Origin of the sequence: Lysinibacillus sp. KCTC 33748, from assembly GCF_002237755.1 — a bacterium.
Classification (GTDB): domain Bacteria; phylum Bacillota; class Bacilli; order Bacillales_A; family Planococcaceae; genus Lysinibacillus.
Genome location: NZ_MWSJ01000013.1, coordinates 41,019 through 67,823, shown reverse-complemented (window position 1 = coordinate 67,823; position 26,805 = coordinate 41,019). Strand labels below are relative to the sequence as shown.

Annotated in this window: 28 protein-coding genes and 2 other annotated features; of the genes, 26 read left to right on the top strand and 2 right to left on the bottom strand. The window is 39.2% G+C overall.

From position 1 onward, the window contains the following. The first annotated feature begins 67 nt into the window (after positions 1-67). A complete protein-coding gene (locus B1B04_RS15910; protein WP_079562400.1) occupies positions 68-277 on the top strand; it encodes a hypothetical protein in 210 nt (69 codons plus the stop codon). A gap of 72 nt (positions 278-349) precedes the next feature. On the opposite strand, the gene corA is transcribed toward B1B04_RS15910, so the two are convergent. Together corA and B1B04_RS15900 are read right to left on the bottom strand one after the other, a co-directional pair. Then, a complete protein-coding gene (corA, locus tag B1B04_RS15905) occupies positions 350-1,309 on the bottom strand; it encodes a magnesium/cobalt transporter CorA (protein ID WP_079562399.1) in 960 nt (319 codons plus the stop codon). A 64-nt stretch (positions 1,310-1,373) separates the two neighbouring features. Next, positions 1,374-2,057, bottom strand: a complete 684-nt coding sequence (locus B1B04_RS15900) for a class I SAM-dependent methyltransferase (protein ID WP_079562398.1) — start codon at positions 2,055-2,057, stop codon at positions 1,374-1,376. 121 nt (positions 2,058-2,178) lie between these two features. On the opposite strand from B1B04_RS15900, the gene B1B04_RS15895 reads away from it, so the two are divergent. From B1B04_RS15895 to rpoB, 25 genes are all read left to right on the top strand, one after another. Beyond that, a complete protein-coding gene (locus tag B1B04_RS15895) occupies positions 2,179-2,484 on the top strand; it encodes a DUF4870 domain-containing protein (RefSeq protein WP_079562397.1) in 306 nt (101 codons plus the stop codon). A gap of 202 nt (positions 2,485-2,686) precedes the next feature. Next, positions 2,687-3,157 (top strand): CtsR family transcriptional regulator, encoded by a 471-nt coding sequence (locus B1B04_RS15890; protein ID WP_079562396.1) that lies wholly within the window; start codon positions 2,687-2,689, stop codon positions 3,155-3,157. A gap of 14 nt (positions 3,158-3,171) precedes the next feature. Next, positions 3,172-3,720, top strand: a complete 549-nt coding sequence (locus B1B04_RS15885) for a UvrB/UvrC motif-containing protein (RefSeq protein WP_079562395.1) — start codon at positions 3,172-3,174, stop codon at positions 3,718-3,720. Next, entirely contained in the window at positions 3,717-4,826 is a 1,110-nt protein-coding gene (mcsB, locus tag B1B04_RS15880; protein WP_079562394.1) for a protein-arginine kinase McsB, read from the top strand. The genes B1B04_RS15885 and mcsB overlap by 4 nt, the downstream gene beginning before the upstream one ends. Beyond that, a complete protein-coding gene (locus B1B04_RS15875) occupies positions 4,816-7,260 on the top strand; it encodes an ATP-dependent Clp protease ATP-binding subunit (RefSeq protein WP_079562393.1) in 2,445 nt (814 codons plus the stop codon). Before mcsB ends, B1B04_RS15875 begins: the two co-directional genes overlap by 11 nt. Positions 7,261-7,356: 96 nt before the next feature. Further along, positions 7,357-8,733 (top strand): DNA repair protein RadA, encoded by a 1,377-nt coding sequence (gene radA, locus B1B04_RS15870; RefSeq protein WP_079562392.1) that lies wholly within the window; start codon positions 7,357-7,359, stop codon positions 8,731-8,733. Positions 8,734-9,075: 342 nt separating this feature from the next. After that, positions 9,076-10,161, top strand: coding sequence for a PIN/TRAM domain-containing protein (locus B1B04_RS15865; RefSeq protein ID WP_079562391.1), 1,086 nt, complete (start codon positions 9,076-9,078; stop codon positions 10,159-10,161). A 12-nt stretch (positions 10,162-10,173) separates the two neighbouring features. Next, positions 10,174-10,866 carry a 2-C-methyl-D-erythritol 4-phosphate cytidylyltransferase gene (ispD, locus tag B1B04_RS15860; RefSeq protein ID WP_079562453.1) on the top strand — a complete coding sequence of 231 codons (693 nt, stop codon included), beginning with the start codon at positions 10,174-10,176 and terminating at the stop codon, positions 10,864-10,866. 273 nt (positions 10,867-11,139) lie between these two features. After that, entirely contained in the window at positions 11,140-11,616 is a 477-nt protein-coding gene (gene ispF, locus B1B04_RS15855; RefSeq protein ID WP_053482833.1) for a 2-C-methyl-D-erythritol 2,4-cyclodiphosphate synthase, read from the top strand. 91 nt (positions 11,617-11,707) lie between these two features. Further along, entirely contained in the window at positions 11,708-13,168 is a 1,461-nt protein-coding gene (gltX, locus tag B1B04_RS15850; RefSeq protein WP_079562390.1) for a glutamate--tRNA ligase, read from the top strand. Between the two features lie 50 nt (positions 13,169-13,218). Next, positions 13,219-13,437, top strand: a binding site (T-box leader). A 159-nt stretch (positions 13,438-13,596) separates the two neighbouring features. After that, positions 13,597-14,247 carry a serine O-acetyltransferase EpsC gene (epsC, locus tag B1B04_RS15840; protein ID WP_079562388.1) on the top strand — a complete coding sequence of 217 codons (651 nt, stop codon included), beginning with the start codon at positions 13,597-13,599 and terminating at the stop codon, positions 14,245-14,247. After that, positions 14,244-15,644, top strand: coding sequence for a cysteine--tRNA ligase (gene cysS, locus B1B04_RS15835; RefSeq protein ID WP_079562387.1), 1,401 nt, complete (start codon positions 14,244-14,246; stop codon positions 15,642-15,644). The genes epsC and cysS overlap by 4 nt, the downstream gene beginning before the upstream one ends. Before the next feature lie 5 nt (positions 15,645-15,649). Beyond that, the gene (locus B1B04_RS15830) at positions 15,650-16,069 is read left to right on the top strand and encodes a Mini-ribonuclease 3 (RefSeq protein ID WP_276207763.1); all 420 of its coding nucleotides are present in this window, start codon (positions 15,650-15,652) and stop codon (positions 16,067-16,069) included. Continuing rightward, positions 16,069-16,821, top strand: a complete 753-nt coding sequence (rlmB, locus tag B1B04_RS15825) for a 23S rRNA (guanosine(2251)-2'-O)-methyltransferase RlmB (RefSeq protein ID WP_079562385.1) — start codon at positions 16,069-16,071, stop codon at positions 16,819-16,821. Before B1B04_RS15830 ends, rlmB begins: the two co-directional genes overlap by 1 nt. A gap of 2 nt (positions 16,822-16,823) precedes the next feature. Next, on the top strand, positions 16,824-17,336 hold the full coding sequence (locus tag B1B04_RS15820; RefSeq protein WP_079562452.1) for an NYN domain-containing protein: 513 nt from the start codon (positions 16,824-16,826) through the stop codon (positions 17,334-17,336). A gap of 68 nt (positions 17,337-17,404) precedes the next feature. Beyond that, the gene (gene sigH / locus B1B04_RS15815; protein ID WP_079562384.1) at positions 17,405-18,052 is read left to right on the top strand and encodes an RNA polymerase sporulation sigma factor SigH; all 648 of its coding nucleotides are present in this window, start codon (positions 17,405-17,407) and stop codon (positions 18,050-18,052) included. Positions 18,053-18,059: 7 nt separating this feature from the next. Continuing rightward, positions 18,060-18,275 carry a 50S ribosomal protein L33 gene (gene rpmG / locus B1B04_RS15810; protein ID WP_370044011.1) on the top strand — a complete coding sequence of 72 codons (216 nt, stop codon included), beginning with the start codon at positions 18,060-18,062 and terminating at the stop codon, positions 18,273-18,275. A gap of 47 nt (positions 18,276-18,322) precedes the next feature. After that, the gene (gene secE, locus B1B04_RS15805) at positions 18,323-18,508 is read left to right on the top strand and encodes a preprotein translocase subunit SecE (RefSeq protein ID WP_053596042.1); all 186 of its coding nucleotides are present in this window, start codon (positions 18,323-18,325) and stop codon (positions 18,506-18,508) included. A gap of 510 nt (positions 18,509-19,018) precedes the next feature. Further along, complete coding sequence (gene nusG / locus B1B04_RS15800; RefSeq protein WP_079562382.1) at positions 19,019-19,552, top strand: transcription termination/antitermination protein NusG; 534 nt, start codon at positions 19,019-19,021, stop codon at positions 19,550-19,552. Positions 19,553-19,779: 227 nt separating this feature from the next. Continuing rightward, positions 19,780-20,205, top strand: a complete 426-nt coding sequence (rplK, locus tag B1B04_RS15795; protein WP_004233593.1) for a 50S ribosomal protein L11 — start codon at positions 19,780-19,782, stop codon at positions 20,203-20,205. 119 nt (positions 20,206-20,324) lie between these two features. Then, the gene (gene rplA, locus B1B04_RS15790; RefSeq protein ID WP_079562381.1) at positions 20,325-21,023 is read left to right on the top strand and encodes a 50S ribosomal protein L1; all 699 of its coding nucleotides are present in this window, start codon (positions 20,325-20,327) and stop codon (positions 21,021-21,023) included. Positions 21,024-21,084: 61 nt separating this feature from the next. Further along, positions 21,085-21,231 (top strand) — a sequence feature (ribosomal protein L10 leader region). 32 nt (positions 21,232-21,263) lie between these two features. Continuing rightward, positions 21,264-21,764 (top strand): 50S ribosomal protein L10, encoded by a 501-nt coding sequence (gene rplJ / locus B1B04_RS15785; RefSeq protein ID WP_079562380.1) that lies wholly within the window; start codon positions 21,264-21,266, stop codon positions 21,762-21,764. A gap of 72 nt (positions 21,765-21,836) precedes the next feature. Beyond that, on the top strand, positions 21,837-22,199 hold the full coding sequence (gene rplL / locus B1B04_RS15780) for a 50S ribosomal protein L7/L12 (RefSeq protein ID WP_079562379.1): 363 nt from the start codon (positions 21,837-21,839) through the stop codon (positions 22,197-22,199). A gap of 77 nt (positions 22,200-22,276) precedes the next feature. Next, the gene (locus B1B04_RS15775) at positions 22,277-22,879 is read left to right on the top strand and encodes a class I SAM-dependent methyltransferase (protein WP_079562378.1); all 603 of its coding nucleotides are present in this window, start codon (positions 22,277-22,279) and stop codon (positions 22,877-22,879) included. Positions 22,880-23,120: 241 nt separating this feature from the next. Then, on the top strand, positions 23,121-26,696 hold the full coding sequence (gene rpoB, locus B1B04_RS15770) for a DNA-directed RNA polymerase subunit beta (protein ID WP_170938996.1): 3,576 nt from the start codon (positions 23,121-23,123) through the stop codon (positions 26,694-26,696). The last annotated feature ends 109 nt before the right edge of the window (positions 26,697-26,805 follow it).

The window sequence follows — 26,805 nt, the reverse complement described above, 5'->3', positions numbered from 1 at the left end:
AAATAGGAAACCTGTAAAATACGAACTGTTTAGCTTGAACGTAACAATAGTGTTGAGGAGGTATTATATGGAGAAGAAACGTTTCAAATTTGTCATTCCGGTTATGGTAATTGTAGCAATTGGGTCGGTTTACATGTTAAGAAACTACTATGCTGAAGTACCAGACTTAGATCAACTATTAATTACTATCTGTGCAACATTAGTATCTGGTGTACTCGCATACTTTTTATTTCCACAGCAAGGTGAAGATAAAGTTGATGATCGCGGTCCTTATTAACAGTGAAAGGCACCTTGGAAAAAATCTCTAAGGTGCCTTTAGCTTGTCGACAAATGAATAAATGGTTTACTTTTAAGTTTTAAATAAATTGAACCAGCCTTTAAGTTTAAAGATTGCCAGCATGAATAATGCGATAAAAATCATAATTCCGAGTACGATAAAGTAGCTAAACTTCCCATGTAGCTCGGGCATATGGTCAAAATTCATTCCATAAACACCTGCAATAAATGTTAGGGGAATAAAGATAGTTGAAACAATTGTTAAGGTCATCATAATGCCATTCATGCGAGTAGAGCTCATCGCCATATAACTATCACGCATATCAGCAGTGAGCTCGCGGTTAGATTCGATCATTTCGGTGAGTTTTAGCAGATGGTCGTAAATATCTCCAAAATAAGCTCGTTCTGATTTTTTAAGTGAAAATCGGTATGAGTTAAGGATACGATATAATAAATCACGCATTGGTAAAATGGTGCGTCTTAAATCGAGCAAATCACTACGGAATTCAAATACAATTTTCATGGCATTGGGGTTACTTTGATAGGTAAGCTCATCTTCAAGTGTATTTAAATGATCCTCAATTTTATAGACAAGTGGAAAATAGTTATCAACAATTTTATCGATTACCTGGTACGTTAAATAAACTGTGCCACGTTCCCAATTCTTTGGCTGCTTTTCTAACATCATTTGTACTCGATCTATTTCCGGTGCTACATTTTTGTGGAACGTAACAATAAATTTATTAGAAACAAAAATATTTACTTCCTCAGCTGTTAATTCTTCGTTCATCCTTTGAATAACAAAGAAATGGAAATCATCATAAAAATCGAGCTTTGGCCGCTGTAAACGCATTAAACAATCTTCTATAGCGAGTGGATGGAAGTGGAAAAACGAATCCAACAGTAGTTCTTCCTCATCAGTTGGACAATTAAAATCGACCCAGTACCATTCAAATTCGTTTTTGTGTATATCTTCAAGTGGAAATTCCTTTATAAGTTTTTGATCTTTTGTAATTCCAATAGTGCGTATCACAGCATTCACCTCAATTCTTTTAATTCTATCCTAACAGGTGTATTGATCTTCACAAGAAATAATTTTATACGCTTTCTCTATAACATATCCAACCACCAAATAAAGTAGTGGCAAAGAATCTAGATGGTTTTGTAAAGCCTGCCTGCTGTAATAGTGCTAATATGTCCTCTTCACACATAAATGAAAGAGAACGGATGGATTTCTCCATTTCCGCTACGTCTGATGGTGATAGCTTTGTATGCTGTAGCCAATAAGCGCGCCATAAATCAAATTGTAGCTCGGTTTCTAAAGTACCCGGCTGCCCGTATTTTGAGACGAGCACAAATGGAGCACCAGGCTTTAAATTATTTGCTATTTTTTTTAATGTTGCAAGCTTCTCTTGATCATCTTGTATAAAGTGAAGCACTAGTACACAGCTTGCCGCATCAAATTTTACTGAAGGTAGCTGAGTATCCAGTATAGTTCCTTGATATAAAGAAATATTATTAGGTAGAGACTTTAAACGTTCGCCAGCAATTTGTAGCATCGCTTCTGATGGATCGATACCAACAAATGACCAATGAGGTCTTTGCTCGGCGAGCTGTAAAATTTCATTACCGCTTCCGGAGCCAACTATTAAAAATTCAGCGTCCTCAGGTAATGCAGATTGATAAAAGGTTTGTGTTAAACGTAGCATTGCATCGTAGCTAGGTAGCGTGCGACGAATACCTTTTTCATATTCATTTGCAAGTGTGTTATTAAATTCCATCGAGTATCACATGCCTTTCAAAAAAATTTATAAATCCAATTTAAAATTGAAACTATTTAAGGTGTATTTCCGTAAAAAATAGTACATAAAATAAAAAAATTATATGGAAGGGTTGATATAAATGGAAACAAAATGGTCTAAGGTAATCATACACGCAAGTGCATTTTTTGCGCCATGGTTAGTACCTATTATATTTTTCTTAATTAGTTCGGAGGAAGAGGTAAAGAGCATTTCTATGCAAGCCTTGTTGTTCCAAGTAGTGATGATAGTTTTACTTACAATTTCGGGTATTTTTAGCTTCCTACTCATTGGTTTACCGTTCTTAATTGTTTTTGGGATTATGTATTTTATTGCGCCAATTATCGGTATTGTGAAGGCTTTATCTGATGAGTCTTGGCGTTATCCAATTGTTGGTCGCTGGGTATAATTTCTATAAACGCAAGTATATGCTAGTTGCATATGCTTGCGTTTTTTCTTTTGCCAATAAGGGTATCTTATAGCTAAAGCATTCGTTGGATTTTTTTCTGTGTGCGAAATAATTGCAATTATTTTCAAGCGTTTTGTATAATATACTCAAAGAAAGTCAAAGATAGTCAAAGTCAGTGTAGTAAGCGAGGTGTATTCCTAAAATGCGTAATATATCAGACATCATAGAAGGCTACTTAAAGCAAGTACTTGAATTAGGTGGAGAAGGGCATATTGAAATAAAACGTAGTGAAATCGCAGATAAATTTCAGTGCGTGCCCTCACAAATAAATTATGTAATTAATACAAGATTTACTGCCGAACGAGGTTACCTTGTTGAAAGCAAACGTGGTGGTGGTGGATACATTCGAATTTTACGTGTCCGCGCGAATTCACAAATTGATCTAATCGATGATGTCCTCAGGCAAATTGAAGGTGGGGCATCGCAAATAATGGCAGAAGATTTAGTTTATCGACTAATTGATGAGCAGGTAATTTCAAGGCGAGAAGCGAAAATAATATTAGCGGCAGTTGATCGCTCAACTATCGATTTGCAACTCCCGTTACGGGATCATATTCGAGCAAAAATTTTACGAGCGATGCTAACAACGATTAAATATGAACAGCAAAAATAAAAGAGGTGATGGAAATGATTTGCGAACATTGTAAGCAGCGTAATGCGACGGTTACTGTAACACAAGTTCAAAGTGGTCAAAAGGTGGAGCACCATTATTGTGACGTCTGCGCCTCGCAGTTCCATCCATTTCATGCTGAATTTAAGCAAGAGCCAGTATCTATTCAACAGCTATTATCTAATTGGTTTGGCTCACCTACATGGCAGCAACAAAAAGTGGGTGAAAAGCAGCAAGCACCACCACAACCGCAAACATGTCCACAATGTGGATTTACGTATAAACGGTTTTTAAAAGAAGGTAAATTTGGATGCCCTAGCTGCTATGACACCTTTAGTGAGCACTTACCGAAGCTCTTTAATCGTATACAGGCTGGACCTCAACATATAGGGAAAATGCCCGGCGCCAGGAGCAATGTTTATGTCATCAAAAAGCAAATTGAGGATATTCGTAAACGTATGAAGATTGCTGTAGATAAAGAACATTTTGAAGAGGCAGCTGAGCTCCGTGATGAAGTGAAGGAACTTGAGAAACAGGTACAATTTGAAGGTGGTGATGTGTCGTGATGATTGAATCGTTTTTAGAGCGTGCTACACCAACATGGATGAGTGTGGAGGACGATTATTCAGATATTGTCATTAGTACACGCATCCGCCTTGCTCGAAATTTAAATGGTTATCGTTTTCCATTAGCCTTTACAGAGGATGAAGCATTACATGTAGAACAGGCAGTTACACATGCAATAAAGGACAGTACAGAACTTCAAGGAAATTATTCATATTTTGCTATTAAGGATTTAACGCCTTTACAACGTCAAATACTTGTAGAAAAACATTTAATTAGTCCTCAGCTTGCAAAAAAAGAGCAAGTTGGCTCCATGCTCTTATCGGATGACGAATCAATTAGCATTATGGTGAACGAAGAAGACCATTTACGCATTCAATGTATGACAGCGAGTTTTCAACTTCAAAAGGCATACGAGCAGGCCAATAAAATTGATCGTACCTTAGAGAAAGCTCTGCCTTATGCGTTCCGAGATACATTTGGTTATTTAACAAGTTGTCCAACAAATATTGGTACGGGTTTACGAGCATCTGTCATGATGCACCTGCCAGCCCTTACACTTACGGGTCAGATGAATCAAATCATTAATGCAATGACACGATTAGGAATGACGGTAAGAGGAATATATGGGGAAGGTAGCGAAAATATAGGTAATGTTTACCAAGTGTCAAATCAGATTACACTAGGAAAAACAGAAGATGACATTTTAGCGGACATCCAAAGTGTCGCTGAGAAAATAATTCAAAAAGAACGACATGCAAGAGGCAAGTTAATGGAAAAAGCAGAGCTTGCCCTAGAAGACCGTGTGTACCGTGCTTTAGGTACGTTAACATATGCTCGAGTTTTAACGAGTGAGGAAGCTGCTACCTGTTTATCCAATGTTCGTTTAGGAGTAGATTTACAGTTAATTGAAGGTATTAAAGCGACCAAATTAAACGAATGTGTAGTCAGTATGCAACCTGGGTTTTTACAGAATTATGCAGGGGACGTTTTGCCGCCTGCTGAGCGAGATCGCGTACGAGCTGAAATGCTTCGTGAGGCACTATCTCAAGAAAATATGAGTAAGCCTATTATTCGGGGAAAAGGAGAGGATTCATTTGATGTTTAATCGTTTTACACAACGCGCGCAAAAAGTATTACAGCTTGCACAAGAAGAGGCGATTCGTTGGAAGCACGAATCAATTGGAACGGAGCATATTCTATTAGGGCTTATCCGCGAAGGTGGCGGTATTGCTGCAAAAGCATTAGAAGCCATTGATATTAGCCCACAAATGATTGAAGCGGGTATTGAAGAGCTTGTAGGGAAGGGTAAAGAGGATGTTGGCCCAATTGTCCACTACACACCTAGAGCTAAAAAAGTAATAGAGCTATCAGTTGATGAATCACGTAAATTAGGCCATTCCTATATTGGAACAGAGCATTTACTATTGGCGCTTATTCGTGAAGGTGAAGGGATAGCGGCTCGTGTATTAAATAATGCTGGTGTCGGATTGAATAAGGCTCGTCAGCAAGTGCTATTGTTATTAGGCAATAATGACAATGCTCAATCGGGTCAACAAGCTGCACAGGCTGCCAATACACCTACCTTAGATAGCCTTGCGCGTGATTTAACACAAATTGCTCGTGAAGGTACTCTAGATCCGGTTATTGGTCGAAGCAAGGAGATTACACGTGTTATCGAGGTACTGTCGCGCCGTACAAAAAATAACCCTGTATTGATCGGTGAGCCAGGTGTTGGTAAAACAGCTATCGCTGAAGGCTTAGCACAGCAAATTATTAATAATGAAGTGCCAGAAATTCTTCGTGATAAACGTGTCATGACACTTGATATGGGGACGGTTGTTGCTGGAACAAAATATCGCGGTGAATTTGAAGATCGCTTGAAAAAAGTAATGGATGAAATTCGCCAAGCTGGTAATGTCATTTTATTTATCGATGAATTGCACACATTAATCGGTGCTGGCGGTGCAGAAGGTGCCATCGATGCATCAAATATTTTAAAACCATCTTTAGCTCGTGGTGAGCTTCAATGTATTGGTGCAACAACACTAGATGAGTATCGCAAATATATTGAGAAAGATGCGGCATTAGAGCGCCGTTTCCAACCAATTCAAGTTGATGAGCCAACTGTAGAAGAGGCGATTCAAATTATTCAAGGCTTACGTGATCGTTATGAAGCACATCACCGTGTGAAAATCACAGATGAAGCTATTGAAGCGGCAGCAAAAATGAGTGACCGATATATTTCTGATCGTTTCTTACCAGATAAGGCGATTGATTTGATTGATGAAGCGGGCTCTAAAGTACGCTTACGTTCATTCGCGGTGCCACCAAACTTAAAAGCGCTTGAAGATAAGCTGGAAAATGTACGCTCTGAAAAGAATGCAGCTGTCTCAGGTCAAGAGTTTGAAAAGGCAGCATCATTAAGAGATACAGAGCAAAAGCTAAAAGATGAAATTGAAACTACGAGAAAAAATTGGAAGGAAGAGCAAGGTAAAGCCGAATCAAAAGTTACAGTGGATGATGTAGCAGCGGTAGTATCTATGTGGACTGGAATTCCGGTATCTAAAATTGCTTCCGAGGAATCTTCTAAGTTATTACAACTTGAAGAAGAGTTACACAAACGTGTTGTAGGTCAAGGAGAAGCGGTAGAGGCGATTTCTCGCGCAATTCGTCGTGCAAGAGCTGGCTTGAAAGATCCGAAACGACCAATTGGTTCATTTATTTTCTTAGGCCCTACAGGGGTTGGTAAAACAGAGCTGGCTAGAGCATTGGCTGAAGTTATGTTTGGTGATGAGGACGCAATGATTCGCGTTGATATGTCTGAGTATATGGAAAAACATTCGACTTCACGTTTAGTTGGTTCACCTCCAGGCTATGTAGGTTTTGATGATGGCGGTCAACTAACAGAGAAGGTTCGTCGTAAACCATATTCTGTAGTATTATTAGATGAAATTGAGAAGGCTCATCCAGATGTTTTCAATATTTTACTTCAAGTACTTGAAGATGGTCGTTTAACAGACTCTAAAGGTCGAGTGGTGGATTTCCGCAACACAGTTGTTATTATGACATCAAACGTTGGTGCGGATGCTTTAAAATATCAGAAAAACCTTGGCTTCAATGTCGGTGGTACGGATACGAAGTATAAAGATATGAAGGGTACGATGCTGGAGGAACTGAAAAAAGCATTCCGCCCAGAATTCTTAAACCGTATCGACGAAATGATCGTCTTCCACTCACTAGAAAAAGAACATTTAAAAGAAATCGTAGCGATGATGGCGAATTCTTTAACAAAACGTCTAAAAGAGCAAGACATTTCGTTAGAGTTAACGGATTCAGCTCTTGAAAAAATTGCAGAGGAAGGCTACGATCCTCAATATGGTGCCCGTCCACTACGTCGTTCATTACAAAAACAAGTAGAAGACCGTTTATCGGAAGAACTACTGAAAGGCAATGTAGAGAAGGGTAACCAAGTAATCATTGATTATGTAAATGATGAGTTTGTTGTGAAGAAAAAAGAGGAAGTTTCTACTTCTAAATAATCGCGATTTAAAAAGACAGCGAGGCTTTAAGTGCCAAGCTGTCTTTTTTTATGTACAATAATAAATATAAGAACAAATATTCGAGGTGGATGCAATTTGGCAAAGAAAAAAACAAAATTTGTATGCTCAGGCTGTGGTTATGAATCTGCAAAATGGATGGGAAGATGTCCAGGTTGTGGGGAATGGAATAAGATGGTTGAAGAGGTGGAGGTCGTTGCAAAAGGGCCACGAGGTGCATTCCAACACTCTGCTACGGTTACCCAAAAGGCTCTCCCTATTATGCAAATTGAAGCTGCTGAGGAATCACGCGTTGCAACAGAAATGGGTGAGCTTAACCGAGTATTAGGTGGAGGCATCGTACCAGGTTCTCTTGTGTTGATTGGGGGAGATCCTGGGATTGGGAAGTCGACATTATTATTACAAGTATCTGCGTTGCTTTCAAATAAGGGACATCGTGTGCTCTATATTTCTGGTGAGGAATCCATCCGTCAAACAAAGCTGCGTGCAGAACGTTTAGGGGTAATCTCACAGGAGCTTTATATATATTCTGAAACAAATTTAGAGCTTTTAAATCAGACCATTGATGATGTGAAGCCAAAGTTTGTTATTGTCGATTCTATTCAAACTGTTTTTCATCCAGAGGTAACGAGTGCACCTGGTAGTGTATCACAAGTGCGTGAATGTACAGCAGAACTTATGCGAATAGCAAAAACAAAAGGAATTGCCATATTTTTAGTCGGGCATGTAACAAAAGAGGGGCAAATTGCAGGACCACGTATTTTGGAGCATATGGTTGATACGGTATTGTATTTTGAAGGAGAGCGACATCATAACCACCGTATTTTACGCAGCCAAAAAAACCGCTTTGGTTCTACGAATGAAATTGCTATCTTTGAAATGCTTCAGGGGGGCTTAAAGGAAGTGTTAAACCCGTCTGAGTTGTTCTTACAGGAGCGTTCGCAGGGAGCGGCTGGGTCAACAATCGTAGCCTCAATGGAAGGTACACGGCCAATTCTAGTTGAAATTCAGTCGCTCGTAACACCAACAAGCTTTAATTATCCGAAACGAATGGCAACAGGTGTCGATCAAAATCGTGTGCAACTACTTATGGCCGTCCTTGAAAAGAGAATGGGCCTCATGCTGCAGGCACAGGATGCATATATTAAAGTTGCTGGCGGCGTGAAGCTTGATGAGCCGGCTATTGATTTGGCTGTGTTGACAAGTATTGTTTCGAGTTTTAAGGATCAAGCTGTTAGGGCAACGGATTGCTTTATTGGAGAAGTAGGTTTGACTGGCGAGGTGCGTCGTGTATCTCGTATTGAACAACGTGTGATTGAGGCAGCAAAGCTCGGATTTAAACGCGCCATCATACCAGCTTCAAATATCGGTGGTTGGGATTTTCCTCAAGGTATTGAGATAGTCGGTGTAGAAACGATAAAGGACGCATTGAATGCTTGCTTTAGAGAGCTATAAAGTAGTTTGTGCATGTTGGACAATGTTCTGACATGCACTTTTAACATCTTTCAGCAATTAAACACCAGGGCGTTGGTCTTTTAAATTTTATAGATAGAAGATAGGAAACTCAAAGAGGAGAATTGGCGTCTATGATAATGTCTGTGAAAATGTTTGTTTAATGCAGAGCAAATGTCAAAGAGCATTTCTGATTTTAGTGTGAAAAATTTTTAGTCATTGATTTTCAGTATACTCGGGATGATCTGGAAATGGATGAAATTACCGATGCTTTGATGGGGTCATAAAAGATTTTCTGCAGTAAACTATGTATAATTATATATTAAGAATGGGGGGTGACAGTTTATGAAAAAATTTGTTCAAATTGCTTTTTTACTGATTGGAGGAGCATTAGGCCTTGTTTTCTTACCGCCATTATACGAATTGCTTCATTTATCATCTAATCCTTGGCTTGATAACCCTTACGTATCAGTAGCTTTAGGAGCGCTCTTACTATTTACATTATCATTTGCCTTTTCGGATTATTTTGTACGGCTTATTAGTTGGATGGAAGAGGTGCTATTTAAAGTACCGGTTGGTGACTTATTCTTTGGTACACTTGGACTTATTATCGGACTAATCGTTGCTTATTTCTTAGGTTTCGCAATCGATAGTATTGATTTACCGATTATTACAAAGGTTTTACCAATTATACTGTCATTTATGCTTGGATATTTAGGGTTCCGTGTAGGCTTTAAAAAGCGAGATGAATTAATCCAGCTATTTACTTTGCGTGGTAACACTACAAAGAAAAAACTAGCGGAAGGTGTAGAGCCTCAAGAAGTACGAGGGAGCTATAAACTGTTAGATACTAGTGTTATTATTGATGGTCGTATTGCAGATATTTCAGAAACAGGCTTTATAGAAGGTACACTAGTTGTGCCACAGTTTGTCCTTACGGAGCTCCAGCATATTGCTGATTCTTCGGATACGTTAAAGCGTACAAGAGGTCGTCGCGGCTTAGATATTTTAAAAAAATTACAAGATGAACGTATGACGAATGTTGAGATTACTGAAGAGGACTTTGAGGATGTTCAAGAGGTTGACTTAAAGCTCGTGCGCCTTGCAAAGAAAAGGGGCTACGATACACAAATTGTGACGAACGACTTTAACCTTAACAAAGTTTGCGAGCTACACCACGTTAAAGTACTGAACATCAATGATTTAGCTAATGCAGTCAAACCTGTCGTAATTCCAGGTGAGGATATGCAAGTGATGGTCATTAAAGATGGGAAAGAGCATAATCAAGGGGTTGCTTATTTAGATGATGGCACAATGATCGTTGTTGAAGGTGGACGTAGCTATATAGGACAGGCAATTACAGTAACCGTAACAAGTGTTCTTCAAACATCAGCTGGTCGAATGATTTTTGCTAAACCAAAGGATGACTAGGAAGTGGGAAATGTGCAATATGAAGTAGTATTGCCTGCTGCGGGAAGCGGAAAGCGAATGGGCGCAGGGCAGAATAAGTTATTTTTAAATCTTTTAGAAAAACCGATCCTCGTACACACGCTGGAGGTATTTGAACAGGATAGTCAGTGTACAGGTATTTGGCTTGCGGTAAAGCCTGAAGAGCGTGTGTTTATTCAGGACATGCTAGAGAGGTATGGAATTACTAAAGTTAAAGGTTTACCTGATGGTGGTGCAGAGCGACAGCATTCCGTCCATTCTTGCATGAAAGAAATGAAGCAGGTTGATATTGTGCTTGTGCACGATGCTGCGCGTCCATTTATTACGCACGACATTATAGCGAATCTTGTGCGAAGTGCGCATGACTTTGGCGCTGCGATTGCGGGTGTTCGTGCGAAGGATACGATGAAAAAAGTACGTGATGGTGTTATTGAGGAGACGATTGATCGAGAAAGCTTATGGATGATTCAAACGCCTCAAGCATTTCAATTTGATTTGATTGTAGAGGCAGAGGATGTCGCTGAGAAGGTGGGCTTCCTTGGTACCGATGAAGCAATGCTTGTTGAACGTCTTGGCCATGAGGTGCATATTGTAGAAAGTAGCTACGAAAATGTAAAAATGACAACGCAAGAGGATTTAGTGTTTGGTGAAGCGATCTTGCGTAAACGTGCTTTGAAAACATTATGATAGCATACAAAAATCTCATTAGCAGTAGATGCTGATGAGATTTTATTTTTTAATTGAACTTTAGTCTAGAGTAAGGTTTACTGTTAACTCAATTTCCTAGGAAATATGTTAAAATATGAGGGTATAATATAGAGTAAATATAAAAGTGAAGGAAGGTGAATGAGACTGTCTTATAAGCTGAATAGAAGCTATTTAAGTCTGCATATTTCTTGAAGTAAATGAGCTTCAGTTGGTGGATTTTTTATTTATCTTATTAGACATTCTCAAAATCATATGTTTCGAGTGGGACAAGGATTTGACGTGCATGCATTTGAAGAAGGGCGTCCATTAATTATTGGTGGTATAACAATTCCTCATGAAAAAGGGTTGGTAGGGCATTCGGATGCAGATGTTTTATTACACACTGTAACAGATGCAGCGTTAGGGGCTATTGGTGAGGGCGATATCGGTCGTCATTTCCCAGACACAGATCCTGCGTTCAAAGATGCTGATTCAGCGAAATTATTAGAGCATATTTGGAAAATTGTTGAGGATAAAGGCTATGTTTTAGGTAATGTGGATTGTACGATAATGGCACAGCGTCCGAAAATGGCACCGTATATTGAACAAATGCAAAATCGTATTGCTGAATTGCTTCATGCAGAGCCTTCTCAAGTGAATGTTAAAGCAACAACAACTGAGCGTTTAGGTTTTACAGGTCGCGAGGAAGGGATTGCAGCGATGGCGACAATCCTATTGATGAAGAAATAAAAGCGAGCTCTCAGTGCTTTTATTTCCTGTAACAGAGTGGTAAAATGAACAAAGTCAATTTTTTGAACGAAAATTTAGGAGGCTTTTAATTATGGCGAAAGAAGTTCGTGTTCGTTACGCGCCATCCCCTACTGGTTTCTTACATATCGGTGGAGCGCGTACAGCGTTATTTAACTATTTATATGCAAAACATCATAACGGTAAATTCATCGTACGTATTGAGGACACAGATGTTGAGCGAAATGTAGAGGGCGGAGAAGCATCTCAGCTAGATAACTTAAAATGGTTAGGTATTGAATATGATGAGTCGATCGATATTGGTGGACCGTATGCACCTTATCGTCAAATGGAGCGTCTTGATATTTATAAAGAGCACGCTGAAAAGCTACTAGAGCAAGGTTTAGCTTACAAATGCTTCTGTTCTTCAGAGAAATTAGAAGCGTCTCGTGAAGAACAAAAAACACGAGGTGTAGCAGCTCCGACTTATGATGGTACTTGCCGTCATTTATCAGCAGAGGAAGTTGCGGCTAAAGAAGCTGCTGGTGAACAATATACAATTCGTATGCGCGTACCTGAAAATGTAACATATGAATTTGAAGATTTAGTACGTGGACAAGTATCATTTGAGTCAAAAGATATTGGTGACTGGGTACTTGTTAAAGCAAACGGTATCCCAACGTATAACTATGCGGTAGTGCTAGATGATCACTTTATGGAAATTTCACATGTATTCCGTGGTGAAGAGCATTTATCGAATACACCAAAACAAATGATGATTTTTGATGCATTCGGCTGGGAATATCCAAGCTATGGTCATATGACATTAATCATTAATGAAAATCGTAAAAAATTATCAAAACGTGATGAATCAATTATTCAATTCGTAACACAATATAAAGATTTAGGTTACCTACCTGAAGCAATGTTTAACTTCTTTGCATTACTTGGCTGGTCTCCTGAAGGGGAAGAAGAGATTTTCTCAAAAGAAGAATTTATTAAAATCTTTGATGAAAAACGTCTTTCAAAATCACCGTCTATGTTCGATAAACAAAAGCTTACTTGGATGAATAACCAATACATTAAAAAATTATCTTTAGAAGAAGTAGTGGCTTTATCTTTACCACACTTACAAAAAGCTGGTTTATTACCAGAAGAATTAACAGAAGAAGAACGTGCATGGGCTACAGATTTAATCGCACTTTATCATGATCAAATGAGCTTTGGTGCTGAAATTGTAGAACTATCTCGCCTATTCTTTAACGATCATATTGAATATGATGAAGAAGCAAAAGCAGTTTTAGCAGGTGAACAGGTACCTGAGGTAATGACTGCATTTAAAGCGCAGCTTGAAAGTTTAGAGGAATTTACGCCTGATACAATTAAAGCGGCTATTAAAGCTGTTCAAAAAGAAACTGGACACAAAGGTAAAAATCTATTTATGCCAATTCGCGTCGTAACGACGGGTGAAACGCATGGTCCAGAACTTCCGAACGCAATTTGCTTAATTGGCAAACAGAAAATAATTGACCGTGTAGAAAAATTTGCGCAATAAGTAGAAATTGATTGACAATTTATTAGTTCGTTGTAAAATGTATTTACATTGAAAAAGCGTTGATAAGGAGAAGTAAGTGGCGCATGCTCTAAAGAGAGGACCATCACCGGCTGAAAGTGGTCTGAGCCTAGGCAAAACTGAAATGCACCTTTGAGCATAAAGCTGAAAAAAAGTAGGCTTTATCGATTCGTTCCCGTTATAGAACGTCCAGAGTGGAAGGCATTCGCCTTCAATCAGAGTGGAACCGCGCAAATTTTAGCGTCTCTGTCATTCCTTTTTTGGGATGATAGGGGCGCTTTTTTATTTTCTAGACATAGACTTGAAGTGGGGGATGCGCCAAAATCACTCGGTAACTCTGGGGTGAAATCAACGTCAGCTATAGTATTTCGAAGGATCAAGGTAGATCAAAATGAAAAGGGGGAGCTTTTGTGTTTAAAAGAATGAAGGAAGATGTAGAAACAATTTTTGAGAATGACCCGGCTGCGCGTAGTGTATTCGAAGTGATATTAACATACTCGGGCTTGCACGCTACTTGGGCACATCGAGTTGCACATTGGTTCTTTAAAAAGCGTTTTTATTTTATAGCCCGTACCATTTCACAAATTAGTCGCTTCTTTACTGGAATTGAAATTCACCCTGGAGCGAAAATCGGTCGACGTTTCTTTATTGACCATGGGATGGGTGTTGTTATTGGTGAAACATGTGAGATTGGTGATAATGTAACGTTGTATCAAGGTGTAACTTTAGGTGGTACAGGAAAAGAAAAGGGGAAACGCCATCCGACATTAGAGGATAATGTACTAGTTGCAACAGGTGCGAAAGTGTTAGGTTCTATTACAATTGGTGAAAATAGTAAAATTGGTGCAGGCTCAGTTGTCTTAAAAGAAGTGCCACCAAATGCTACGGTTGTCGGTATTCCTGGTAAAATAGTGATTAAGGATGGAGTCCGTCTAGAGAAAAAACTAGACCATCAAAATATCCCTGACCCTGTAGAAGAACGTTGTCAAGCTTTCGAGAAGCAGATTGCAGCAATGAATCAGGAAATCGAACGCTTACAAAAGGAGAGAGAAATACAATGAGTATTCAAATTTTCAACTCATTAACACGACAAAAGGAAACTTTCGTACCGCTGGAGGAAGGCAAAGTAAAAATGTACGTTTGCGGTCCGACAGTATATAACTACATTCACATTGGGAATTCACGACCTGTTATTGTCTACGATACAGTGCGTCGTTATTTCCAATACAAAGGCTACGATGTGAAATTTGTTTCAAATTTCACAGATGTGGACGACAAAATTATTAAGGCTGCAAATGAACTTGGAGAAGAGGTTCATGAATTAACGGAACGCTTTATTGCTGCATACTTTGAAGATATTACAGCGTTAGGCTGCAAGAAAGCAGATGTACATCCACGCGTAACAGAGCATATGGATGATATCATTCAATTCATTCAAGTTTTAATCGATAAAGGCTATGCTTATGAGTCAGCGGGTGATGTTTATTACCGCACTCGTAAATTTAATGGTTACGGTAAATTATCTCACCAAGCGGTGGATGATTTAAAAATCGGTGCTCGTATAGAAGCGGGTGAGAAAAAAGATGATGCGTTAGATTTCGCTCTATGGAAAGCTGCGAAGCCAGGCGAAATTTACTGGGAAAGTCCATGGGGCAAAGGACGTCCAGGTTGGCATATTGAATGCTCAGTAATGGCGCGTGAGCATTTAGGAGATACTATGGATATTCATGCTGGTGGGCAAGATTTAACATTCCCGCATCATGAAAATGAAATTGCACAATCTGAAGCTCATAATGATAAGACATTTGCGCGTTATTGGATGCACAATGGGTATATTAATATTGATAATGAAAAAATGTCCAAATCTCTTGGCAATTTTATACTCGTAAATGATATTCGTAAACAAATTGACCCGCAAATTTTACGATTCTTTATGCTTTCGGTGCATTATCGTCATCCGATTAACTTTGCGAAGGATTTAGTAGATGCAGCCGCAAATGGTTTAGAACGAATTCGTACTGCCTACAACAATGTCAAACACCGTTTAACAGCAACAGCAAGCTTAGGTGATTGCTCAGAAGGATGGCTTGGAAAAATTGCTGAACAAAAAGCGCATTTTGAAGAAGCGATGGATGATGATTTTAATACAGCCAATGCTATTTCCGTATTATTTGAATTAGCGCGAATCGCAAATATTTATTTAAATGAAACGAATACTGATGAAAAAGTATTATTGCATTTTACTGAAACTTTTGAGGTGTTAGGTGACGTCTTAGGTATTGAATTTGCAAAAGAAGAAGAGTTATTAGACGAAGAAATTGAAGCGCTTTTACAGGAGCGTATAGAAGCTCGTAAAAATCGTGATTTTGCCCGTTCAGATGAAATTCGTGACCATTTGCAAGCACAAGGTATCGTTTTAGAAGATACGCGACAAGGAACTAGATGGAAACGAGGGTAAGTAATTTGGATAAACTCCGCAACGAAGATGTTAAGCAATTGAATGCATTAGCGTTAGCCTATATGGGGGACGCAGTTTTAGAACAAAAGGTACGAGAGCATCTGCTACGTGCGGGTCGCGTCAAACCTAACACACTTCATAGGGAAGCGACACATTACGTATCAGCGAAAGCACAATCTATGATTGTACATCGAATGATGGATGAAGGCTTTTTAACAGAGGAGGAGTTGGCTGTGTTCCGTCGTGGACGCAATGCCAAATCCGGCTCTGTGCCGAAAAATACAGATGTTCAAACATACCGTAATAGCTCAGGCTTTGAGGCTGTGCTTGGTAGTTTATTTTTATTAAATGAATTAGAACGCGTTTATGCAATCATTGCATACGCTATTCAAATAATCGAGGAATCGAAAGGAGTGTCAAATTAATGGCAGAGCAAAATGGAGAAATGATTGCCGGTAAAAACCCAGTGTTAGAAGCACTTCGTTCAGGCCGCGATATGAATAAAGTATGGATTGCAGAAGGTGTGAAAAAATCGGGGGTTAACGAACTTCTAGATTTGGCACGTGAACGTGGTGTCATTGTTCAATTTGTCCCGAAGAAAAAGGTTGATCAATTATCAGATGCCAATCACCAAGGAATTGTTGCCTCTGTTGCGGCATATCAATATGCGGAGCTAGAGGATTTATTTGCGGCTGCGGCAAAAAAACAAGAAGATCCATTTTTCTTAATTTTAGATGAGCTAGAGGATCCGCATAATTTAGGCTCTATTATGCGAACTGCTGATGCGATAGGTGTGCATGGTATTATTATTCCGAAACGCCGTTCTGTGAGTTTGACAGCCGTAGTGGCAAAGGCATCAACTGGGGCAATTGAGCATGTACCTGTCGTGCGTGTTAACAATCTAGCGCAGACGGTGGATGAGCTAAAAGAACGAGGGGTATGGATTGCAGGTACAGATGCCAAGGGTTCTGCAGACTATCGTAAAATGGATGCAACATTGCCGCTTGCGATTATTATTGGTAGTGAAGGCAAAGGAATGGGCCGCTTATTAAAAGAGAAATGTGACTTTTTATATCATTTGCCGATGATTGGACATGTCACATCACTAAATGCATCGGTAGCTGCTGCACTTTTAATGTACGAAGTGTATCGTAAACGTCAAGAAGTGAATGATTGACAATGAAAACTATTTTGCTTGTTGACGGCTATAATATGATAGGAGCTTGGAAAGAGCTACGACCATTACGTGATACAAATTTTGAAGATGCCCGTAAGAGATTGATTGAGCTTATGGCTGAGTATAAGGCAGCTATGGGGTGGCGCGTAATTATAGTTTTTGACGCACATCTTGTACCGGGTGTGGAGCAAACTTATTTAGAAAACGATGTCGAAATCATTTATACACGGAAAAATGAAACAGCAGATGAACGTATTGAAAAAATGACTCACGAACTAAAGGCTAGAAATGTACAGATTCACGTAGCGACTTCCGATATGGCAGAGCAAAACGTTATTTTTGGTAACGGTGCTCTGCGAAAATCGGCAAGAGAGCTAGAAATTGATATGGGTATTATCCAACATAAAATTTCTCATGAGGTGAAACAAAAACATGATAGCAGACCGCCATCCCGCATGGAGCTTAAGCCGGATGTTGCTTTGGCCTTTGAAAAATGGCGGCGTGGTTTGAAATGATTGATTGACTCATATTTTCCAATTCCGTTATACTGTTCCTAATTATCTGTTGTGGCTGAGGTGATACCATGTTTAAAAATAGTATTGTACAAGTGACACAAGATTTTGAACGATTCAATGATGAAGAACTTATTGAAATGGTGCATCAAGGTAATACAGATGCGTTGGATTATTTAATTACGAAATACCGTTTGTTAGTAAGAGCAAAGGCTAGATCTTATTTTTTAATTGGTGCAGATAAGGAAGACATTGTGCAAGAGGGCATGATTGGTTTATATAAAGCCATTCGTGATTTTAAGGGAGATAAGCTTGCTTCTTTTCGAGCTTTTGCTGAGCTGTGTATTACAAGGCAGATTATTACGGCTATTAAAACAGCTACGAGACAAAAGCATATTCCACTAAACTCATATGTTTCTCTGGACAAGCCTATTTTTGACGAAGAGTCAGATCGTACTTTAATGGATGTATTAACGGGTGCTATTATGGATGATCCGGAAGAGTTAATGATTCATAGAGAAGAGTTTGGCTACTTAGAAGAGAAGATGGGTGAGATTTTAAGTGAACTAGAACTACAAGTGTTAGCTCTTTACTTAGATGGTCAGTCTTATCATGAAATTTCTGCGAAACTAAATCGTCATGTGAAGTCTATTGACAATGCTTTACAACGAGTAAAGCGTAAATTAGAGCGACATTTAGTTCTTGAAGAAATGTCTTAGCAGTTGTATGCCTTTGTTGACATTGACAAATATAGGTGTTAGTCTTGAAAAGACAAAGTGCCGAAAAGGTGATTATATGGCAAAAAAAGTCGTTCTAAATTGCGAAAAATGCGGATCGAGAAATTATACGTTTCCAGCTAAGGAAGATTCAACTGTACGCCTCGAATTAAAGAAATTTTGCTCGCATTGCAATGAACATACAGTGCATAAACAAACGCTATAAATAATTTGTAAATAGACAGATATGATTGATTCGGAGGTTAGGCTAGAATGGGCAAGATTAAAGGCTTTTTCAGCAATGTAATGTCGGAAATGCGCAAAACAAGCTGGCCAAAAAGTAAAGAACTGACGAAATATACAGTCGTTGTAATTTCAACTGTTGTAATTATGGCTTTATTTTTTGTGTTAGTAGACTTAGGTATTTCATCATTATTCCGCTGGTACTTAGAGTTATAATTTAGTAAATAGCATGTTAATACTTCTGAAATAGCCCGTCATTACAATAAACGGGTTTTTTCGTTTGTTTCGTTTGTTGTATGAAGTAATCAGCAGTAAAATATTCTTAATATGATAAGTACGCTACTCGGGATAGTATGGGGGTAGCGATAGATGACTATGCTAGATTTGGTATATATCATCAGGCTTTCGCTAGCTATTAGCGAAAGCTATGTTTTTCTAATAGCAGTTTGTGAAAAGAGTAAAGAATGCACTTAGCATATCCGATTCTTTTCACTTTTATCATCATTCAGTAGAAGATTCCTGCTTCTAAAAGTGGTAGGTTGAATGCAAATGCAGTTCCTCTTTGGTAGGTGTCCAAACACCGACTGAATGAAGATAAAGCCGCTGGCAGATGTCACGGATTTTGAAAGGAACTAATTGTGCAAGCACAATACAAAATCCAGACACAATTACGCCAAGGCGTAATTGATTTAGTAAGGGAGGGACGGACGAGGAGTCCTAGTAGTTATGGAGAAAAATTGGTATGTTGTTCATACGTATTCAGGGTATGAAAACCGTGTAAAAGCAAACCTAGAGAAACGTGTAGAAACGATGGGTATGCAAGATAAGATTTTCCGTGTTATTGTGCCTGAACACGAAGAAACGGAATTAAAGGATGGGAAAAAGCGTACAATGATGCGTAAAGTTTTCCCTGGTTATGTTTTAGTAGAACTTATTATGACAGATGATTCTTGGTATGTTGTGCGTAATACGCCAGGCGTAACTGGCTTTATCGGTTCATCTGGCGGTGGTGCGAAGCCAACACCATTATTACCTGAAGAAGCGGACCGTCTACTACAACAAATGGGCATGACTGACAAAGTTGTCGAGATTGATATTTCTGTTGGAGAAGCGGTAGAAGTATTAGAAGGGCCTTTCGCACACTTCCAAGGACGTGTTGAAGAAATTGACACTGAAAAAGGAAAAGTGAAGGTTTCTGTAGACATGTTTGGTCGCGAAACAATTATGGAACTTGATTTTGAGCAAATACAAAAAATGTAGTTTTAGCAACTAAAGTGCCATATGTCTGATGAGTATGTCACAGAATTTGTTATTTACTACTTGCTTAAAAAAAATAAAAGTGGTATCATTTCAAAGGTCAGACTGTCATACTTTGGTTTGACGTCTGCAATGATAATTTTAATGTTATCGGCACTTAGCTGACAGACAGATATTGAGTGGGAGGGGCAACCCAATTACCACATCACGGACTTAAGGAGGTGTGTCTCGTGGCTAAAAAAGTTATTAAAGTTGTTAAACTTCAAATCCCTGCTGGTAAAGCAAATCCAGCCCCACCGGTTGGTCCTGCATTAGGTCAAGCAGGTGTGAACATCATGGGATTCTGTAAAGAATTCAACGCGCGTACTGCTGATCAAGCTGGTCTTATTATTCCAGTTGAAATTTCAGTATTCGAGGACCGTTCATTTACTTTCATTACGAAAACTCCACCTGCAGCAGTTCTACTTAAAGTAGCAGCTGGTATCCAATCTGGATCAGGTGAACCAAACCGTAAAAAAGTTGCAACGGTTAAACGTGATAAAGTTCGCGAAATCGCTGAAACTAAAATGCCAGACCTTAACGCTGCTTCAGTTGAAGCTGCAATGTTAATGGTTGAAGGTACTGCACGAAGCATGGGTATTGTTATTGAAGACTAATCCCATTACTTGATGATGTATTTGTTTTTTGGAAGGTTGCGGAGTTTCTTTGTGAACGCGCAACCTTTATTCGTGGGAGGTAAAATCCGCTATAACCACAATCAAGGAGGAATTATATAATGGCTAAAAAAGGTAAAAAACTGCAAGATGCAGCAAAATTAATCGACCGTAACGCAGTATACGGTGCACAAGAAGCAATCGAACTTGCTCAAAAAACTAGCTCAGTGAACTTCGACGCTACTGTAGAAGTTGCTTTCCGTCTAGGAATCGATACTCGTAAAAACGACCAACAAATCCGTGGTGCAGTAGTGTTACCAAACGGTACTGGTAAAACTCAACGTGTATTAGTATTCGCTAAAGGTGAAAAACTTAAAGAAGCTGAAGCAGCTGGTGCTGACTATGTAGGCGATGCAGAATACATCCAAAAAATCCAACAAGGTTGGTTCGATTTCGATGTAATCGTTGCAACTCCTGACATGATGGGTGAAGTTGGTAAACTTGGTCGTGTATTAGGACCTAAAGGTTTAATGCCAAACCCTAAAACTGGTACAGTTACTTTCGATGTAACTAAAGCGATCGAAGAAATTAAAGCTGGTAAAGTAGAATACCGTGCTGACAAAGCTGGTATCATCCACGCTCCTATCGGTAAAGTTTCTTTCTCTGCAGAAAAATTAGTAGAAAACTTCTTAACTGTATTTGATGTAGTACAAAAAGCAAAACCTGCTGCTGCTAAAGGTACTTACATGAAATCTGTAAACGTTACAACTACAATGGGCCCAGCTATTAAAGTTGACGCTTCAAGCGTAGCAGTAAAATAATTAGTTTTTTTATATAAATCTGTTGACGGCTCTGTCTATCTGTGATATGATGGATGCTGTTGTGAATCATCCATTTGTACCGTAGACAGTAGGAGTGACTTGTCACTTAATGATCCTACCGAGGACATCGGAATTCGGATTCTTATTTTAAAGATGATGACTTTCAGCCTCTGTGTCTATTTGACCCAGAGGCTTTTCTTTTGTCGGTATAAATGACCCATTCTAATAGGAGGTGTCATCATGAGCAAAGCAATCGAAAACAAACAAGTACAAGTTCAAGAGATTACTGAGAAATTCCAAAACGCTGCTTCTGTAGTAGTTGTGGATTACCGTGGTCTTAACGTTACACAAGTGACTGAGCTTCGTAAACAACTTCGTGAAGCTGGCGTTGAGTTCAAAGTTTACAAAAACACTTTAACTCGTCGTGCGACTGAAGCTGTTGGCCTTGAAGGAATCAATGACGTATTAGTTGGTCCTAACGCAATTGCGTTCTCTAATGAAGATGTTGTAGCTCCTGCTAAAATCATCAACGAGTTCGCTAAGAAAAATGAAGCTTTAGAAATTAAAGCAGGTATTATTGAAGGTACAATCTCTTCTGTTGAAGATGTTAAAGCACTTGCAGAACTTCCATCACGCGAAGGTCTTCTTTCTATGCTTTTATCTGTACTTCAAGCTCCAGTGCGCAACTTCGCACTTGCAACAAAAGCTGTTGCAGAACAAAAAGAAGAACAAGGCGCGTAATTCCATACGCACTATAACTTCTGCGGCTTAACCCGCAACAAAAAAACATTATCCAATTAGGAGGAAATTATAATGAATAAAGAGCAAATCTTAGAAGCTATCAAAGCTATGACAGTTCTTGAATTAAACGATTTAGTAAAAGCTATCGAAGAAGAATTCGGTGTAACAGCTGCTGCTCCTGTAGCAGTAGTAGGTGGTGCTGCTGCTGGCGCTGCTGAAGAAAAAACTGAGTTTGACGTAGTACTAGCATCTGCTGGTGGCGAAAAAATCAAAGTAATCAAAGCGGTTCGTGAAATCACTGGTTTAGGTCTTAAAGAAGCTAAAGAAGTAGTAGATAACGCTCCTAAAGCTCTTAAAGAAGGCGTTTCTAAAGATGAAGCTGAACAAATCAAAGCTAAACTTGAAGAAGTTGGCGCATCTGTAGAAGTTAAGTAATCTCGTATTACTTTTAAACAAAAGGAAAGCTCGTCATTGCGGCGAGCTTTTTTTCTTCATTCTGAGGAGGCGTGAAAATGTCAGATCACTATTATACAAGTAAGCCTCAAACTGAGAGTAAACCTCGTCACTGGACATTCAAATTGTTAGGGCATACGTTTTCCTTCGAAACGGATGCAGGGGTATTTAGTAAAAGCGAAGTAGATTTTGGATCCCGTGTATTAATAGATGCTTTTCAAATGCCAGATATTGATGGTGCAATTTTTGATGTGGGGTGTGGGTATGGACCGATTGGATTATCGATTGCCAAAACAAACCCAGATCGTGCCGTTCTTATGATGGATATAAATGAACGTGCAGTTGCACTCTCACAAAAAAATGCGCAAATAAACGGTGTTCAAAATGTACGGATATTTGTGAGTGACGGACTATCGATGGTTGACAACGATGTAAAAGCCGCAGCTATTTTAACCAATCCTCCAATTCGCGCAGGAAAGGAAACAATTTTCCGTTTTTACGATGGAGCTTATGATAAGTTAGTGTCATCTGGCGAGTTGTGGGTAGTAATACAGAAGAAGCAAGGTGCACCATCAACGGTAAGTTATTTAGAAGAAAAATTTTCTGAAGTCGATGTTGTGGAGAAGAAAAAAGGCTACTGGATAGTACGTGCAAAAAAATAAATGAAATATGCATAAATTATTGACTTGACAAATCGGCTATGATAACATGGTAAAATGCAAAAATATTATTTTGAGGTCGTATGCCCTTTTGTATATGATTGTTATAATGTGGGTATACTTGCCAAGATAAGTTTAGTTAACCGAAAATGAGATCTTTTTGAAGACTCGTTTTCTTTTTGTCTTTCGAAATCATACACTATTTGTATGATTTTGCAAAGACCTAATATCGCTTTATTGAGGGGTGAATGAGTTGACAGGTCAACTAGTTCAGTATGGACAACACCGCCAGCGTAGAAGCTTTGCGCGTATTAACGAGGTGCTTGAGCTTCCAAATCTGATTGAGATTCAAACGGCGTCTTACGAGTGGTTCCTTGAAGAAGGTCTACGTGAAATGTTCCGTGACATTTCGCCGATCGAGGACTTTACAGGTAATCTTTCATTAGAATTCATCGATTATTCATTAGGAGATCCTAAGTATGAAGTCGATGAGTGTAAAGAGCGAGATGTTACTTACGCAGCTCCATTACGTGTGAAAGTACGTCTTTACAACAAAGAAACAGACGAAGTGAAGGAACAGGATGTCTTTATGGGTGACTTCCCATTAATGACAGAAACAGGTACGTTCATTATCAATGGTGCTGAACGTGTTATCGTTTCACAATTAGTTCGTTCACCAAGTGTGTATTTCCATGATAAAACTGATAAAAACGGTAAGAAAGGTTTCGGAGCAACAGTTATTCCAAACCGTGGTGCATGGTTGGAATATGAAACTGACGCGAAAGATGTAGTATACGTGCGTATTGATCGTACTCGTAAGCTACCAGTAACAGTGTTACTTCGTGCATTAGGTTTCGGTTCAGACCAAGAAATTATCGATATTATCGGTGACAATGAATTTTTACGTAATACGTTAGAAAAAGATAACTCTGAAAGTACTGAAAAAGCACTTTTAGAAATCTATGAACGTTTACGCCCAGGTGAGCCACCAACAGTTGAAAGTGCGAAGAGTTTATTATACTCTCGTTTCTTTGATGCGAAACGCTATGATTTAGCGAATGTTGGTCGCTACAAAATGAATAAAAAGCTTCATATCAAAAATCGTTTATTTAACCAAACGATTGCTGAAACGCTTGTAGATCCAGAAACAGGCGAAATTTTAGTAGAAAAAGGTACAGTTCTTGACCGTCGTACTTTAGATAAAATCTTACCGTATTTAGAAGATTCATCTAAAGGAATCGGTTTCCGCACTTTATCGCAAGTAGGTGGAGTGCTTGAGGATGATGTAACAATCCAGTCTATTAAAATTTATGCACCAAAAGATGAAGCGCAAAAAGAAATCAATATTATTAGTAATGCGTACATCGATGAAGAAGTGAAGAATATTACGCCTGCTGACGTTTTATCTTCAGTAAGTTATTTCTTCAACTTACTTTACCAAGTAGGGGCAACAGATGATATCGACCACTTAGGTAACCGTCGTCTACGCTCTGTTGGTGAGCTTCTACAAAACCAATTCCGTATCGGTTTATCTCGTATGGAACGTGTAGTACGTGAGCGTATGTCTATTAACGATACAGCAGCAATCGTACCACAACAATTAATTAATATTCGTCCAGTAATTGCGTCAATCAAAGAGTTCTTTGGTAGCTCTCAGTTATCACAATTCATGGACCAAACAAATCCATTGGCAGAGTTAACGCATAAACGTCGTCTATCTGCATTAGGACCTGGTGGTTTAACACGTGAACGTGCTGGTTTCGAAGTACGTGACGTTCACTATTCTCACTATGGTCGTATGTGTCCAATCGAGACACCAGAGGGTCCAAACATTGGTTTAATTAACTCATTATCTTCATTTGCCAAAGTAAATAAATTCGGATTCATTGAAACACCTTATCGTCGTATTGACCACGAAACAGGTGCAGTAACGAATCAAATTGATTATTTAACAGCTGATGAAGAAGATAACTACTATGTAGCACAAGCGAACTCACTATTAAATCCTGATGGTACATTTGCTAAAGAAGAAGTAGTAGGCCGTTTCCGTGGGGATAATACAGTATTTAACAAATCGCAAATGGACTACATGGACGTATCACCTAAACAAGTAGTGTCAGCTGCGACTGCATGTATCCCGTTCTTAGAAAACGATGACTCGAACCGTGCACTTATGGGTGCCAACATGCAACGTCAAGCAGTTCCTCTTCTTAACCCAGAAGCACCATTTGTTGGTACTGGTATGGAACACGTTGATGCGCGTGACTCAGGTGCGGCTGTAGTAGCGAAATATGATGGTATTGTTGAGCACGTTGAAGCTCGCTCTATCCATGTTCGCCGTATTGAAGTCGTTGACGGTAAAGAGGTTAAAGGCGATTTAACAAAATATAAATTACAAAAATTCATTCGTTCTAACCAAGGTACTTCATACAACCAACGTCCACTTGTAAAAGTTGGCGAACGTGTGAAACCACGTGACATTTTAGCAGATGGTCCATCTATGGAAAATGGTGAACTTGCTCTTGGTCGTAACGTACTTGTTGCGTTCATGACTTGGAACGGCTTTAACTATGAGGATGCTGTTATTATGAGCGAACGCCTTGTAAAAGACGATGTTTATACATCTGTTCATATTGAAGAATATGAATCAGAGTCTCGTGATACAAAATTAGGACCTGAAGAAATCACTCGTGATATTCCAAACGTCGGGGAAGATGCACTTCGTAATTTAGATGAACGTGGTATCATTCGCGTTGGTGCGGAAGTACGTGACGGTGACATTCTTGTAGGTAAAGTAACGCCTAAAGGGGTTACAGAATTAACAGCTGAAGAACGTTTATTACATGCTATCTTCGGTGAAAAAGCTCGTGAAGTACGTGATACTTCATTACGCGTACCACATGGTGCTGGCGGTATTATTCTTGACGTAAAAGTATTTAACCGTGAAGATGGCGATGAATTACCACCAGGTGTTAACCAATTAGTTCGTGCTTACATTGTTCAAAAGCGTAAAATCCGCGTAGGGGACAAAATGGCCGGACGTCATGGTAACAAAGGGGTTATCTCTCGTATCTTACCGGAAGAGGATATGCCATTCATGCCAGACGGTACTCCTGTTGATATCATGTTAAACCCACTTGGTGTACCTTCTCGTATGAACATCGGACAAGTTTTAGAATTACACTTAGGTATGGCTTCTCGTTCCCTAGGCATTCATATGGCAACTCCAGTATTTGATGGTGCCAACGAGGAAGATGTTTGGGAAACGATGGAAGAAGCAGGTATGAACCGTGATGGTAAAACAATCCTGTATGATGGACGTTCAGGTGAACCATTTGATAACCGTGTATCAGTAGGGATCATGTACATGATCAAACTTGCTCACATGGTTGATGATAAACTTCACGCGCGTTCAACTGGTCCATACTCACTTGTTACACAACAGCCACTTGGTGGTAAAGCACAGTTCGGTGGACAACGTTTTGGTGAGATGGAGGTATGGGCACTTGAAGCATACGGTGCTGCTTATACACTTCAAGAAATCTTAACAGTTAAATCCGATGACGTTGTTGGTCGTGTGAAAACATACGAAGCAATCGTTAAAGGTGAAAGTGTACCAGAGCCAGGCGTTCCTGAATCATTCAAAGTATTGATTAAAGAACTTCAATCTCTTGGTATGGATGTGAAAATGTTAACAGTCAATGATGAAGAGGTAGAGCTTCGCGATTTAGACGAAGAAGAAGATCTTCAACCAGCTGATGCACTTAACATTGCACCACAGAAAGATACAGAAGAAGAGCCAGTAGAGTCTTTTGAATAATGGAAAACGTTAATTCACATTATTAGTGAACACGGTCAAAGTTATTTTTCAAATTAGTCGGGCAGGATTTAACGCCCTGTCCGGCTTCTTCTTTTAATAAATTATTCTA

Excerpts from the sequence above, each read along its gene's own strand:
- B1B04_RS15910 (WP_079562400.1), top strand. The coding sequence starts at position 68 with ATGGAGAAGAAACGTTTCAAATTTGTCATTCCGGTTATGGTAATTGTA.
- B1B04_RS15900 (WP_079562398.1), bottom strand. The coding sequence starts at position 2,057 with ATGGAATTTAATAACACACTTGCAAATGAATATGAAAAAGGTATTCGT.
- B1B04_RS15895 (WP_079562397.1), top strand. The coding sequence starts at position 2,179 with ATGGAAACAAAATGGTCTAAGGTAATCATACACGCAAGTGCATTTTTT.
- B1B04_RS15890 (WP_079562396.1), top strand. The coding sequence starts at position 2,687 with ATGCGTAATATATCAGACATCATAGAAGGCTACTTAAAGCAAGTACTT.
- B1B04_RS15885 (WP_079562395.1), top strand. The coding sequence starts at position 3,172 with ATGATTTGCGAACATTGTAAGCAGCGTAATGCGACGGTTACTGTAACA.
- B1B04_RS15865 (WP_079562391.1), top strand. The coding sequence starts at position 9,076 with ATGAAAAAATTTGTTCAAATTGCTTTTTTACTGATTGGAGGAGCATTA.
- ispF (WP_053482833.1), top strand. The coding sequence starts at position 11,140 with ATGTTTCGAGTGGGACAAGGATTTGACGTGCATGCATTTGAAGAAGGG.
- gltX (WP_079562390.1), top strand. The coding sequence starts at position 11,708 with ATGGCGAAAGAAGTTCGTGTTCGTTACGCGCCATCCCCTACTGGTTTC.
- cysS (WP_079562387.1), top strand. The coding sequence starts at position 14,244 with ATGAGTATTCAAATTTTCAACTCATTAACACGACAAAAGGAAACTTTC.
- rlmB (WP_079562385.1), top strand. The coding sequence starts at position 16,069 with ATGGCAGAGCAAAATGGAGAAATGATTGCCGGTAAAAACCCAGTGTTA.
- B1B04_RS15820 (WP_079562452.1), top strand. The coding sequence starts at position 16,824 with ATGAAAACTATTTTGCTTGTTGACGGCTATAATATGATAGGAGCTTGG.
- sigH (WP_079562384.1), top strand. The coding sequence starts at position 17,405 with ATGTTTAAAAATAGTATTGTACAAGTGACACAAGATTTTGAACGATTC.
- rpmG (WP_370044011.1), top strand. The coding sequence starts at position 18,060 with ATGCCTTTGTTGACATTGACAAATATAGGTGTTAGTCTTGAAAAGACA.
- secE (WP_053596042.1), top strand. The coding sequence starts at position 18,323 with ATGGGCAAGATTAAAGGCTTTTTCAGCAATGTAATGTCGGAAATGCGC.
- nusG (WP_079562382.1), top strand. The coding sequence starts at position 19,019 with ATGGAGAAAAATTGGTATGTTGTTCATACGTATTCAGGGTATGAAAAC.
- rplA (WP_079562381.1), top strand. The coding sequence starts at position 20,325 with ATGGCTAAAAAAGGTAAAAAACTGCAAGATGCAGCAAAATTAATCGAC.
- rplJ (WP_079562380.1), top strand. The coding sequence starts at position 21,264 with ATGAGCAAAGCAATCGAAAACAAACAAGTACAAGTTCAAGAGATTACT.
- rplL (WP_079562379.1), top strand. The coding sequence starts at position 21,837 with ATGAATAAAGAGCAAATCTTAGAAGCTATCAAAGCTATGACAGTTCTT.
- B1B04_RS15775 (WP_079562378.1), top strand. The coding sequence starts at position 22,277 with ATGTCAGATCACTATTATACAAGTAAGCCTCAAACTGAGAGTAAACCT.